This window comes from Mycobacterium paraintracellulare (assembly GCF_000276825.1).
GTDB classification, from domain to species: Bacteria; Actinomycetota; Actinomycetes; order Mycobacteriales; family Mycobacteriaceae; genus Mycobacterium; species Mycobacterium intracellulare.
On record NC_016948.1, the window covers coordinates 1,864,684 to 1,877,644 of the forward strand.

Below are 12,961 nucleotides of genomic sequence, written 5' to 3' on the forward strand. Positions count from 1 at the left end.
CGCCCGATGGCAGACGACGACGTCGACCTCGACCTGCTGCGCGGGTCTGCGCGGGAGTTTTTGGCCGAGCGCGGCGAAAAGGAATCCGTCAAGGACCTTGCCGCGATGGACTGGACCGCGCTGCTCGTCGGTGAGGAGGCGGGTGGCGCAGGCTGGCGTCCCGTCGAAACGTGCGTCATAGCCGAAGAACTCGGACGAGCGAACGACAGGTCGGCATGGTTCGGTACCACAATGTCGGCCGGCGCGCTTGCCTCGGCGCCCGCCGATGTGAGGGAACAGTTGCTCCCCGGTCTGCTCGCCGGCACGACGGTAGCGGGCTTCGCCGCCGCGGACGCCTCCGCACGGATCATTCGCGGCAATGAAGTCGACATCATTGTGCTTCTGGGACGCAACGGAATTCACCTGATTCGTGACCCGGATCCCGCGCGGACGGTGCTGGACGGCGACTTGCTCGACGTCACCAGAACGGTCTGGCGTATCGACCTCACCGACGCGCCCAGCACCCTGATCGGGCCGCCCGGCAGGGCCACAGAGCTGATGGCCGTGGCTCGGCTGCTCGTTTCCGCCGACTCCTTGGGCGCCGCCTCGATGACCCTTGAACGTCTGACGGCATACCTGCGGGAGCGCGTGGCGTTCGGGGCGCCGATCGCGAGCTTCCAAGCGATTCAGCACCGGCTCGTCGAGCTGCTGGTCTTCGAGGTCAAAGCCCGGGCCGTCATCATGAAAGCGGCGCGCGCCATAGCCTCCGGCGACGAAAGGGCGACCGCCCTGGCGGCGGCCGCGCACGCGTTCGTGGCGGCGAAAGCATCGGCCGCCGTGGACGAATGCATGCAACTGTCTGGCGGCATCGGATTCACTTGGGAGTACCCGCTGCACTACGAACTGCGTCGCGTCTTCACCAACTCTCACCTGATCGGCACGGCGCGGTCGAGTCGCGCGCTGCTGGCGGAGGTGTCCGGCTGGTGAGCGCTTTCGTCAACCGGCCCACCGAGGCGCAGCTGACCGAGTTCAGGCATCGCGTCAGGGCACACATCGCCGAACACGCACCGGCGATCGAGGCGCGCGAAGGCCACCGAGCGCCCGAGACCGCCGAGCAGGAAGCCCTGTTGCGCACGTGGTTCGCCGGCTTGTTCGAGGCGGGGTTTGCCGGTGCGGACTGGCCGGTCGAATACGGCGGTCGCGACGACTACCACCCGCTGCACGACCGCATCGTGAGCGAGGAGATCCTGCGCGCCCGCGCGCCGCGCCCGGTGGACCAGGTGAACCTGGCCGCCCATGTCCTTCTGCACTTCGGGTCCGACGAGCAGAAACGAATGCTGCTGCCATCGATTCGGCGCAGCGAACATGTCTGGTGCCAGTTGCTCAGCGAGCCCGACGCCGGCAGCGACATCGCCGGAGTGCGCAGCCGCGGTACGCGGCAAGACGACGGCAGCTGGCGCCTCGACGGGCAGAAGACCTGGATCACCGACGGCCACTGGGCCGACATGGGCCTCGCTCTGATGCGCACCGACCCGGCGTCGTCGCGCCACCACGGCCTGTCGGTCTTCGCCGTGCCGCTCTCGGCAGACGGCGTCGAGGTTCGTCCGATCCGCACGATCGGTGATGCGATCGAGGTCAATGAGGTCTTCCTCACCGGAGTCCGCGTCGGTGCCGAGAGCCTGATCGGCGCAGCGGGCGACGGCTGGTCAATCATCATGGCGGGCCTGGACTTTGAACGATTCGGCATCGGTGGAAACGTCGTTCTGCTGGAACTGTTGATCGATGATCTGGTCGTCGTGGCCCGCCACGCGCAGGTCGACGGCGCACCCGCGCTGGAGTCCGCCGACATACGCCAGAAGGTCGCCGAGTTGGCCGTGGAGGTCGAAGTGGCCAAGGCGTTCATCGACGATCACGTGGAGCGGCTGACATCGGGCGACGAACGACCGGGTGACGGCTCGATCGCGAAGTTGAGTTTTGCGGAGACATACCACCGCGTCGCGGCTTACGGCGCCCAGTTGGCGGCGTCCGCGACCGTCGCCGGGGTCGCGGACCCGGAGGTGCAGAACGCCAAACAACGGTTGCGGGAATGCTGGTTGTGGTCGCGCGCCTACACGATTTCGGGCGGCAGTTCGGAGATGATGCGCAACATTCTTGCCAAGCGCCGACTGCACCTGCCGAGCCGATGACCTCACGTCCTGCGGCGCAGACCTACTGGTCCCTGGTGGAGACCGCCGCGCGGGCGCACCCCGACTGGGTTGTCCTCGCGGACGACTATGGGCGCAGCCTGTCGTGCGCGCAGCTGCGGGACTCCGCACTGACTTGTGCGGCGGCGCTGGCGCAGCGGGGGATCGGTGCGGGCACGGTGGTGTCCTGGCAACTGCCGACCACGCTGGAGACGATGGTCGTCATGACGGCGCTGGCGCGCCTCGGTGCGGTGCAGAACCCGGTGCTGCCGATATGGCGGGAGAGCGAACTGCGGTTTGTGACAGCACAACTCGGGACCGAAGTCATCATCGTCCCGGGATTGTGGCGCGACTTCGACCACACCGCGCTCGCGTATCAGCTCGCCCGTGAACGTGCCGGTGAGCGGCCCATGTCCGTCGTGGTCGTCGACCACGACGCACCCGTCACCGGCGGGCTTCGGCTGCCGGTGGGGGAACCAAAAGAGCTGCCTCCACCGCCGCGCGGCGGCGAGGAACCGCGGTGGATCTACTATTCGTCGGGCACGACGGCGGCACCGAAAGGAGCGCGGCACTGCGACCGGTCGGTCATCGCCGGTTCGGCAGGGGTCATCGGGATCGTCGGGGCGTCCAGTCGCGACGTCAACCCCATCGCGTTTCCGGTTTCGCACATCGGAGGCGCCGCGATGCTCGCCGCGGCCCTGCTCACCGGGATGAAGCTGGTGCTGTTCGACGCCTTCGACCCCGTCGAGACCCCTGTCGCCATCGCGGCGCACCGCCCGACTCTGCTGGGCAGCGCGACGCCTTTCTTCGTCGCCTTCATGGCGGCGCAGGCGAAGCATGGCGACGAACCGCTCTACCCCGATCTGCGGGGCTGCGTCGGAGGGGGTGCGCCAATCACCGCCGAGCTCGGTCACCAAGTGCGACAAACGCTTTCGGTCGACGGCGTGGCCAATGCGTGGGGCTTGACCGAATTTCCGGTCGCCACCTCTCAGGCGCCGAACGGTCCGGCGGAGCTGCTGGATCACACCGTCGGCAAACCGGTGCCCGGCGTTGCGGTACGGGTCGTCGACGAAGCTGGACAGCAGGTGTCGCGTGGCACGGAGGGGGAGTTGCGGCTCAAGGGGCCGCAGTGCTTCCTCGGCTACGTCGACGCAACTCTGGATGCCCACGCGTTCGACGCCGAAGGATGGTTTCGCACAGGAGATCTGGGCCGCATCGACGACGACGGCAACGTCGTCGTCACCGGCCGGATCAAGGATGCGATCATCCGCAATGCGGAGAACATCTCGGCCTTGGAGGTCGAGGGTGTCCTGGCCAGCCACCCGGCGGTGGCCGACGTGGCGATCATCGGGGTGCCGGATGAGCGGACCGGCGAGCGTGTTTGCGCTGTCGTCGTCGCGCGCCCGGGTGTGGCGGTGACGCTTTCGTCGGTCTTCGATCACTGTCAAGCGCGGGGACTGAGCAAGCACAAAACGCCCGAACGACTCGAAATCGTGGATGCGCTGCCCCGGAATAGCACCGGCAAGGTCCTCAAGACCGAGCTGCGGGCGCGGTTCGGCTGAAGCACTTCATCGGGCCCGGCTAGACGCCGATGAGCTCCTTGAGGTTGCCGCCCATCACTCGTGCCCTGGTGTCCTCCGGAAGATCCTCGAGTTCCTTGACGAAATCCGCGGGCTCGGCCAGCCCCTCGGGGTGCGGGTAGTCCGAGCCGAACATCACCCGATCCGCACCCAGGATGTCGACGAGGTGCGACATGTCCTCCTCGTGGAACGGATTGATCCACACGTGTCTGCGGAAGACATCGCAGGGATGCTCGCTGAAGTCGTATGGCCTCTTGCGGTATACGCGGTCGAACACGTCCAACAGGCGGTGTGCCCACGAGCCGCCGTTCTCGACCACGCCGATGCGTACCCCGGGGAAGCGCTCGAACACCCCGTGCGCGATGAACGCCGCAAGAGTGTCGAAGATGTTTCGGCTCTCCTCGTAGATGAAACCACGCAGCTTGCTCAGCGCGAATCCGTTGAACTCCGTGGCTTCCTCCCAGTCGTCGACGTAGCGCTCATAGCCGGAGTCCGAGTTGTGCATCTGCACCGAGATACCCGAATTCTCGACCAGTCGCCAGAAATCGTCGAACTCCGGCAGCGCCGGTGACCGCGACGTGCCGTCCTCGCGCGGAACGGGTGCCGGCCGGATCAATACCGTCCGGGCGCCATTGTTCAGGCACCATTCGAGTTCCTGCACGCCCAGCGCGGGATCGTTCAGCGAGATCGCAGGAACGGGGAAGATCCGGTCCTGGTAGTTGAATGTCCAGTCGTCGAGTAACCACCGATTGAACGCATGCGTGACCGCGTGGGTGAGCTCGGTGTCGGATTTGGTCCGTTCTTCGAGCATGCCCGCTGTCGTCGGGAACATCACGGCGCCGTAGACGCCCTGCCGGTCCATCAGCGCCAGGCGTAGGTCGGGCCGCCTGAACTCATCGGGGCAGCGGATCGGTTCGGCGAGCTCCCGCAACGTCTTGCCCTCTGGGTTTATGCCCCGGAAGTAATCGGACCAGGCGCCGGGTGTGGGGATCACCTCGTATGTCGGGTTGGGGATGCACTCCGTGACCGTGCCCAAGATCTGCAACTTCTTGCGCCCGTTGACGTCGATGAATTTCAGCGCCTCGGAGTATTTCTCCGGCAGATATCGCGTGTAGGCGTCGATCGTCTCGTACATGTGGTTGTCGGCGTCCCAGACCTCAAACGCTTTGTCGTCGCTCACCAGCACCTCCAGCAGGCGTGAGAATATTGATTCTCAATCATAGCGAACGTTGGTATCTGCAGCGAACGGGCTCAGAGGTTCATGAAATGGCCGCCATCGACACCGAGGGTTTGCCCGGTGACGTAGCGAGCGGCGGGACCGATAAGGTATGCCACGGCTGAGCCGATATCGATTTCGGGGTCTCCGATGCGTCCCAGCGGGATTCGGCGTGCCAGCCTTTCCTCCATCGCCGGCTCGGCGCTTATCGCCAAGGTCATCGCGGGTGAATATGCCAGCGGTGAAACAACATTCACCGTGATGCCGTGAGGGGCCCATTCCCGCGCGAGGCTCTTGGCGAAACCGCGCAACGCGCCCTTCATTGTGGCGTAGAGCGGCAGGGTCGCGCTGCCTTCGATGCCGGCGGGCGAGGTCATGACGAGGAAGGTGCCGCCCCGCTTCTTCAACGCGGGAAATGCTGAAACGGCGCAGAAGTGCGCTCCACGAAGTGACACCGAGTAGTGGTCGCCCCAAACGGAACGATCGACATCAGCCAGTTGGTGCGGCTGGCTCGAGGCGTTGCTCGTGGCGTTGTGCACCACGGCATCGAGCCGCCCGGTGGTCGCCAGGGACAGCTGTATCGCGCCCGCCACTGCGTCACCGTCGGTCACATCGCATCGTGCCCACGTCGCATCGTGGCCCCGCGCGGTGATTTCCTCGGCGACGGCCAACCCGGTCTCGGACCGGGTGGCGACGACGACGTGCGCCCCGGCCGAGGCGAGAGCCATGGCGATGCCGCGGCCAACCCCGGCGCCCGAACCAGTCACCAGCGCGGTGAGACCGTGCAGGCTCATGGCAGCATCACCGCCCCTCCGTCGGCGACGATCGTCTCGCCGACGAGGTGATCGATATCCGGCCGCAAGAGGAATTTCACCGCCTCGACGACGGTGTGGAGAAGCGTCGAATCGTCGTGGACCACAGCCGCGGTGAGGTGCGCGGTAAAAGAGTCCATCTCGGGCGTGAACAGTCGCAGAGGGGCCGCGACCAGGTTGACGGACACGTCTTCGCGCTTCCATTGCCGCGCAGCGGATTTCGCCATCGCGCGGATGCCTTCCACTGCGGTGGTGTACGCCACCAGTCGGGCCGCGCCCGCCATGCCGATTGTCGGCACGACAACGACGATTCGTCCCCCGTGCGGTGCTAACGCGGACCGTGCCCGCTGGAGCGCAGCGAGGGCGGGCCACATCATCCCGTCGACGATGTGATCCCATTCCTCGCCACTGAGGCCGGCCGCGTCGGACGGCCGCGGGGCCGGATCGGTACCGACGACTACGACCGCTCCGGTGATGCCCGATGCCAGCCCACGTCCGGGTACCGCGACGATGCCGTCGAGTCCGTCTGCCAGCTCGCGCGCCAGACCGTCGGCCGCGCCCAAGACGACTGTGGACGACGCCACGTCATCGACTCGGCTGGCGCGCTAGGCGGTCATCGTGAATTTTCACCAACTCCCTGAACCCGATACGTACGTACCGGGGTTTGGGTTGGATGCCCCAGTCGTCGCGGGCGGTGTGCTGGCCGGCCGCTTCGGGTGCTCCCCCGAACGGGGGCCCACCGAGTGGATAGGGCTGTTGGCACTGGAGACTGTCGTCGGAGAAGCGCACCTTCATGAGCTCACTGCAGATCTCGGTCAGCGATAGCGTCGGCCAGCCGTACCAGACCGCCATCACAGGTACGGTCAACGAGCCCTCGATGACCAGCCCGAACAGGCAGACGTACAGCCCGCGTTTGAGCCATTTGTGCATTCGCGCCCACGTCGGGGTGGTTCCGACCGGCAACGGCTCGACCGAATCCTCGGTCCCCACACTGGAATTAGACACGGCGGTCCCTCCTTCGGTGCTAGTCGGAAAAGATCTCTCGGTTGACGGTGTGCAGGTACGGGATCGCGAGGAACGGCGTCACGTAGAAGATGTTGAATGCCCACCACCCGAGAACCGGTAGCCCGACTGCCGTATAGCGGACGTCGGCGTACATCGTCATGTTGAGGATGTAGCCGGTCCACACGATCACTCCGAACCAGCACGTCACGATCGTCCACTGGTGGCCCCAGCGTCTCATTTGGAGCAGCCCGATGGCGGCGGCGATGCGCATGGGAAAGGCGATCAGCACGCAGACCATGACCCAGGCCTTCTCGCCTGGCGCAGCGGCTCCGCCGATCCAGAGTTCGTTGTAGTGCCAGAAGTAGCCGGCGTCGATGAGGTTGCCCCATGCGGTGAAGACCGTGCGGGTGATCAGGGCGTGGTTGGCGAATAAATCGAGCGCCCAGCCGATGCTGTTGAGCGCGGCGTCGAGGATGATGACGTATCCGATGAGCGTGACCATCATTGGCCGAACCGACAGCCCGTCGCGCTGCGCCTTTCTCAACAGATAGATCCCTCGGCAAAATATGGGCAGGCCGACGATGCCGAGGACGAGGGTGCCCATGAGCGCGGTGCCGGCGATGCACCATCGATCCGCGCGCCGTTGCATCTCACGCGTTTGTGCCTCGTGCTCGTCCATGGCGGTCGATCGGGTTGGACTCGTCATTGATCACCAATCCCTCGTGAGATACATCTGGAGCTGGATCGCGAACATCGCGATCAGCACTCCGTAGATGAAGACCTGGAACGCGATCAATCCACGTTTGCGTCGTCGATCCTGCTCGTCCACTGTGTCTCCTGCGTCTATCAGAAGGTGCCGATGTTGGCCAGCATCCAGTAGAAGAATGCGACAAGGCCACACATCACTGCCCAGGTCACAGCCAGTCTTACCAGTTCCTGCCACATGAGACCCTCCTAGCGGGGTGACGACTTGCCACCAAACGTTAACATCACTCTCAGAAATGAGAACAATCGTTTTCGTCGCGTAGGCGTTGGAGGGAAAGGGTCACACGTCCGCGAGCGCAGCGAGGTCGCGTTTGACCACCTTGCCGACATCGTTGCGGGGCAGCTGTTCGACGAACACGATGCGTACCGGAACCCGGTAGGGCGTCAGACGCTCTCGACACCACGACACGAGGCCGGCCTCGGAGACCGACTCATCGCCTCTGACGACGAACGCCCACGGCACCTCCCCGAGCCGCTCGTCCGGAACGCCGACGACGGCGGCTTCGCGCACCCCGTCGGCGGCCAGCAAGACGTCCTCTACCGTGCCGGGAAACACTTTGAGGCCACCACGATTGATCATGTCCGATACTCGGCCGTCGAGCCACAGAAAGCCGTCGTCGTCGAACCACCCGAGGTCGCCGGTGTGGAACCAGCCGTCGTCGGTCAGCCGGTCCAGGAAGGCTGGATCGATCTTCCGGGCGGCCGTCGTGGGCGTGCGGACCATCACCTCGTCGTCGGCGATTGTGACGTCGATGCCGGGCAGCGGCCTGCCGACCGAACCCAGTTTGGTCTCGCCCCACTCCCGGGCGTCGGCGGCCGACCAGCCCACCACCTCGCCCCCGAGTTCGGTCTGGCCGTAGGAGTTCAGCACGATCACCCCGAACTTGTCGCGGAACCGGCGCGCCTGCACGGGCGACAGGGGAGCGGTGATCGACCGCACGATCTTCAGTGGCGAGAGGTCGGCCAGCGAGTCGTCGTGCAGAACCATGGTCAGCGCCGGGGGCGGCAGCACCGTGGATCGCAGCTGGTGGCGCCGGACCAGCGCGGCGAAATCCGTCGGTGAGAACCGGTCCATCAGCACGACGCCCGAACCGGCCCGGAACGCGAACAGCACCTGGTAGATGCCGGCCCACAGCGACAAGGACAAGGGCACCAGGTTCGGCATGGGGGGCCTCTTCGGTGGGGCCGACGCATTTTCCAAGCCAGGTTTCGTGCCGCGAAGTTTGGCCAGCAGCCGGTCGATCAGATCGAGCACCGTGCTGTGACGAAGCGGCACCGGCTTCGGCGGTCCCGTGGTGCCGGAAGTGAACTGCAGCAGCGCGACGTCGTCGTCGTAGCACGGCTCGCCGGCCGGATGGCCTGACGACGCGACCCTGGTCCACGACAGCGCCTCGCCGGTGATTACGGGCAGGTGATGAGTCGAGAAACGTTGTGCGAGTGCGGGGGTCGTGATGATGGCAACGGGGCGCAGCGTTTCCAGCTGGGCGAGGATCTCGGGATCGGCCGCCCTGGGGTTTAGCGGTGTGTACACGCCGCCGGCGTGCCACGTGCCGAACAGCGCGGCGATGGTGGTGGCGTCGTTGGGCAGCATCGCGGCGACGACCTGTCCCGTCGCCAGCCCGGACTCGGCGAGCAGCTTGCCGAGTCGCTGGGCACTGGCCGACAGCTCGTCACGGGATACCTCGGCGCCGACCGTGTGCACCGCGACGTCGGGTAGACCGTCCAGCAGCGTTGCGAGGTTCACGAATCAGCCTCCAGGGGAGCCCAGTTCGGAGTTCGCTTGTCCGCGAAGGCCAGAGGGCCCTCGTTCTGGTCCGGATGGCCCCACATCGATGTCAGGTGTTTCGCACCTTCGCGGCACGCATCGGTGAGGCCGTATTCGAGCGCGCCCCATAGTGCCCGTTTGGTGGCGCGCATCGCCGAGGGCGAATTCTTGGCGATCTTCTCGGCGAGCTCCTGGGCGGCGTCACGCAGCTTGTCGGGCGGGTCGATCACCTGGCTGATCATGCCGAGTTCGTAGGCGCGCTGGGCGGTGAGCCGTTCGTGACTGCCGACGAGTGCCATCCGTAACACCGCTTCGGCGGGCATCTTTCGCATCAGTGCGATGGTCTCCAGCGCGCTGACCTGACCGATCGAGACGTGGGGGTCGACGAAGGTCGCATCCGACGACGCGATGACGATGTCGGCGTCAGCCACCCAGTGCAGCCCGCCGCCCGCGCACACCCCATTGACGGCAGTGATGACCGGCTTCTCGACATTGCAGTGCCAGGCGCTCAGCTTCAGATCCAGTGTGCGCATGGTCTCCTGGAATTGCAGCACGGCCTCGCCGTCGAGGTCCTCGACATCGGCGCCCACCTGAAACGCCCGGCCGTTCCCGGTGTGCACGATGACGCGGACGTCGGGATCGGCGTTCAATTCCGCCCACGCCCTGGGAAATTCCTCGCGCATCACGGCGTCGTAGGCATTGAGACGGTCAGGGCGGTCGTTGATGATCCATCCGACGGGACCCCGTCGTTCAACGATGAGTCTGTGGTATGTCATGGAACCTCCGCTACGTCGGGCAGCGGTTGCCACTGCGGCGCACGCTTCTCGCGCCACGCCCGGACACCCTCGGCATGATCGGGGTGATTGCGGAGCCGCCAGATCTCCTCGGCGGCGTCGCTGCGCGCCTGCGTCATTCCGACTTCCAAACTGTGCCAGAGCGCCTTCTTCGTGGTGCGTATCGCGGTCGGCGAATTCGTGGCGATCGCGGCCGCGAGACGGCCCGCCGCCGCGCGGAGCTGATCGGCCGGCACCACCTCGGACACAATGCCCAACTGGTAGGCACGCTGCGCCGAGATGCGTTCACCCTTGCCGCTCAGTGTCATTCGCAGAACGGCCTCCATCGGCGACTTGCGCAGCAGCGTGATCGCCTCGTACGCGACGGCCTGCCCGATGGAGACGTGGGGGTCGGTGAAGGACGCCTGCTCGGCGGCGATGACGATGTCGGCGTCTGCGACCAGATGCAGGCCCCCTCCCGCGCACACCCCGTTGACCGCGGCGATCACCGGTTTCCACACGTCGCAGTGCCAGGACGAGATCTTCAGCTCGGCATCCCTGGTTCGGCGGGAGTGTCGTCGCATGGCCGCCTTGTCCCGCGCGACCTGGACCACGTCCATCCCGGTACAGAACGCCCTGCCGTTGGCGGCGTTGACGATCACCTTGACGTCCGGATCGGTATCGAGGTCGGCCCAGGCGGCCTCGAGCTCGTCGAGCATCAGCGCGTCGAAGGCGTTGCCCGCCTCGGGCCTGTCGAGGATCAACCAGCCGATCCCGTCGGCCTTGGACACGATCAAGCGTTCATAGGCGCTCACGAACGGGGAATGTCCTTCCAGGGCTTGCCCTTCCAGGGGTCCGGCTCCTTCGGCAAGCCGAGCACGCGTTCGCCGAGGATGTTCTTGTTGATGTCGGTGGTGCCGCCCTCGGTGCCGTTGGCGAGGCTGCGCATCATGCCCTGCACATCCCGCGGCAGAGCGTCCGGATCGTCGTGGGCAGGCCAGGCGATCGCATCCGTGCCCAGCAGATCGACCATGAGGTCCTGGATCTGCTGATTGATGGTGGCCTGGTGCACCTTGCCGATCGACGAGGCCGCGCCGGGGGACTGGCCGGCCGAAAGCGCTGCGCGCACGCGCTCATTGGTCCAGCCGCGTACCCGCTCTTGCGCCCACAAGCGCATCACCTTGTTCCTGATCACGGGATCTGCCCAGCGTCCGGTCTCCCTGGCGAGGATGATCAGTCGTTCGGCGCTCGACCCGCCGAGGCGGCCCATCCCACCCGAGCCCGAACCCGACACCATCTGTCGCTCGCTGGACAGCGTCGACGCACTCACGCGCCAGCCGTCGTTGACGGCGCCGACGCGGTGGACGTCGGGCACCCGCGCTCCGTCGAGGAAGACCTCGTTGAATTCGGCCTCGCCGGTGATCTGGCGAAGCGGTCGCACCTCGACGCCCGGCTGGTGCATGTCGAGCAGGAAGTACGTGATGCCCTTGTGCTTGGGCTGTTCGGGATCCGTCCGCGCCAACAGGATCGCAAAATCCGCCTGATCGGCCCACGTGGTCCACACCTTCTGACCGGAGATCACCCAGGAGTCACCGTCGCGCACTGCGCGGGTGGCCAACGACGCGAGGTCGGAGCCAGCGCCAGGCTCGCTGAAGAGCTGGCACCACTTCTCCTCGTTGCGCACGATCGGCGGCAGGAAGCGCAGCCGCTGATCCTCGGTACCGTGGCTGAACAATGCTGCCGCCGCATTGTTGAGCCCCAAGGGATTCAGACGCGTCAGGCGAAGCGGGCGGAGCACCTCGTCGATCGCGCGCGCGACTTCGTTGCCAACACCCAGGCCGCCGTGTTCACGCGCCCACGTGGGTACGACTAGGCCGGATTCGGCGAAGGTCGGATACCACTGTTGGTAATCCGCAGGGCTGCGGACCGCCCGCAGGGTCGCGGGGTCCTTGGCCGCGGCCGAGCGCCAGGCGGCCGGAACCTCGGCCTCGATCCACTGCCGCACCGCCGCGACCGCATCGTCGACCGGCGTGTCAGGGCGGATCGGTAGTTGCGTCATGATCTCAACCTCTTCAGCGGCCCTTGAATGCTGCGCCGCGTTTGTCGCGGAAGGCCGCCAAGCCTTCCTTGAAATCCTCACTACGACTAGACAATTCGAGTGCCAATGCCTCGTTCTGGAGATGGCGGTCAAGGTCGAGGCCGTTTGCGCTGTGCAGCAACCACTTGGTGAGTCCGAGCGAAACCGTGGGCGCTTCACCCAGTTCTCTGACGAGTTGTTCGGCCACCGAGGGCAATTCGTCGGATGCGCAGGCGCCGTGGATGATGCCCCACTCGGCGGCGCACGTTCCGTCGATTTCCCGGCCGAGCATCAGCAGCTGTCGGGTGCGTACCAATCCGATGAGCCGTGGCAGCAACCAGGCTGCGCCGCTGTCGGGGGTGAAGCCGCGCGCCATGAACGGCTCCCAGAACCGGGCGTCGTCGGCGGCGACGCAGAAGTCTGATGCCAGCGCGATGTGGAAGCCCAGGCCGATCGCCCAACCTCGGACCACGGCGACAATGGGCACCTGCGTCTGAAGCATCAACGGAATCAGCCGATTTGCCTTGTTCGGTAGGCGGCGCTGCGTGCTGCCCACGCGTGGTTTCCGTTCGGATTTTGCGTTGTTGGCGATCAGGTCCGCGCCCGCGCAGAAATCCGGTCCGGTGGCGTCGATCCTGATGACCCGCACCGATTCGTCGGTGCCGGCATCGACCAGATGACCGATCATCGCGTCCAGCATCGCGTCGTTGACGGCATTACGGCGTTCGGCGCGGTCGAGGGTCAGCCGCAGGGTCGGGCCCTGCTGTTCGGCCAGAAGGCCGGGAACACTGCGGTAACTCATGTGC

Annotated in this window: 13 protein-coding genes; 3 read left to right on the forward strand and 10 right to left on the reverse strand. The window is 66.0% G+C overall.

Annotated elements, in window-relative coordinates; all coding sequences use genetic code 11:
• Window positions 1-6: 6 nt before the first annotated feature.
• From OCQ_RS08785 to OCQ_RS08795, 3 genes are read left to right on the forward strand one after another with little or no spacing between them, the layout of a single operon-like run.
• Window positions 7-966: an acyl-CoA dehydrogenase family protein gene (locus OCQ_RS08785; protein WP_008255411.1), complete on the forward strand. Its 960-nt coding sequence runs from the start codon at window positions 7-9 to the stop codon at window positions 964-966.
• Complete coding sequence (locus tag OCQ_RS08790) at window positions 963-2,165, forward strand: acyl-CoA dehydrogenase family protein (RefSeq protein ID WP_009956496.1); 1,203 nt, start codon at window positions 963-965, stop codon at window positions 2,163-2,165. Before OCQ_RS08785 ends, OCQ_RS08790 begins: the two co-directional genes overlap by 4 nt.
• Entirely contained in the window at window positions 2,162-3,724 is a 1,563-nt protein-coding gene (locus OCQ_RS08795) for a class I adenylate-forming enzyme family protein (RefSeq protein ID WP_009956493.1), read from the forward strand. The genes OCQ_RS08790 and OCQ_RS08795 overlap by 4 nt, the downstream gene beginning before the upstream one ends.
• A gap of 19 nt (window positions 3,725-3,743) precedes the next feature.
• Here OCQ_RS08795 and OCQ_RS08800 read toward each other — a convergent pair whose 3' ends face one another.
• The 10 genes from OCQ_RS08800 to OCQ_RS08850 form a co-directional block, all read right to left on the reverse strand.
• A complete protein-coding gene (locus OCQ_RS08800) occupies window positions 3,744-4,928 on the reverse strand; it encodes an amidohydrolase family protein (RefSeq protein ID WP_009956491.1) in 1,185 nt (394 codons plus the stop codon).
• Between the two features lie 65 nt (window positions 4,929-4,993).
• A complete protein-coding gene (locus OCQ_RS08805; RefSeq protein ID WP_009956490.1) occupies window positions 4,994-5,752 on the reverse strand; it encodes an SDR family NAD(P)-dependent oxidoreductase in 759 nt (252 codons plus the stop codon).
• Window positions 5,749-6,354: an SDR family oxidoreductase gene (locus OCQ_RS08810; protein ID WP_009956488.1), complete on the reverse strand. Its 606-nt coding sequence runs from the start codon at window positions 6,352-6,354 to the stop codon at window positions 5,749-5,751. The genes OCQ_RS08805 and OCQ_RS08810 overlap by 4 nt, the downstream gene beginning before the upstream one ends.
• Before the next feature lies 1 nt (window position 6,355).
• On the reverse strand, window positions 6,356-6,760 hold the full coding sequence (locus tag OCQ_RS08815) for a hypothetical protein (RefSeq protein WP_009956486.1): 405 nt from the start codon (window positions 6,758-6,760) through the stop codon (window positions 6,356-6,358).
• Between the two features lie 34 nt (window positions 6,761-6,794).
• Window positions 6,795-7,454, reverse strand: coding sequence for a hypothetical protein (locus tag OCQ_RS08820; protein WP_009956485.1), 660 nt, complete (start codon window positions 7,452-7,454; stop codon window positions 6,795-6,797).
• Between the two features lie 366 nt (window positions 7,455-7,820).
• Complete coding sequence (locus OCQ_RS08830; RefSeq protein ID WP_014384326.1) at window positions 7,821-9,284, reverse strand: class I adenylate-forming enzyme family protein; 1,464 nt, start codon at window positions 9,282-9,284, stop codon at window positions 7,821-7,823.
• On the reverse strand, window positions 9,281-10,081 hold the full coding sequence (locus OCQ_RS08835) for an enoyl-CoA hydratase/isomerase family protein (RefSeq protein ID WP_009956482.1): 801 nt from the start codon (window positions 10,079-10,081) through the stop codon (window positions 9,281-9,283). Before OCQ_RS08835 ends, OCQ_RS08830 begins: the two co-directional genes overlap by 4 nt.
• A complete protein-coding gene (locus tag OCQ_RS08840; RefSeq protein ID WP_008255430.1) occupies window positions 10,078-10,893 on the reverse strand; it encodes an enoyl-CoA hydratase/isomerase family protein in 816 nt (271 codons plus the stop codon). The genes OCQ_RS08835 and OCQ_RS08840 overlap by 4 nt, the downstream gene beginning before the upstream one ends.
• Window positions 10,890-12,137, reverse strand: coding sequence for an acyl-CoA dehydrogenase family protein (locus OCQ_RS08845; protein ID WP_014384327.1), 1,248 nt, complete (start codon window positions 12,135-12,137; stop codon window positions 10,890-10,892). Before OCQ_RS08845 ends, OCQ_RS08840 begins: the two co-directional genes overlap by 4 nt.
• 13 nt (window positions 12,138-12,150) lie before the next feature.
• Entirely contained in the window at window positions 12,151-12,957 is an 807-nt protein-coding gene (locus OCQ_RS08850; RefSeq protein ID WP_009956480.1) for an enoyl-CoA hydratase/isomerase family protein, read from the reverse strand.
• Window positions 12,958-12,961: the final 4 nt, after the last annotated feature.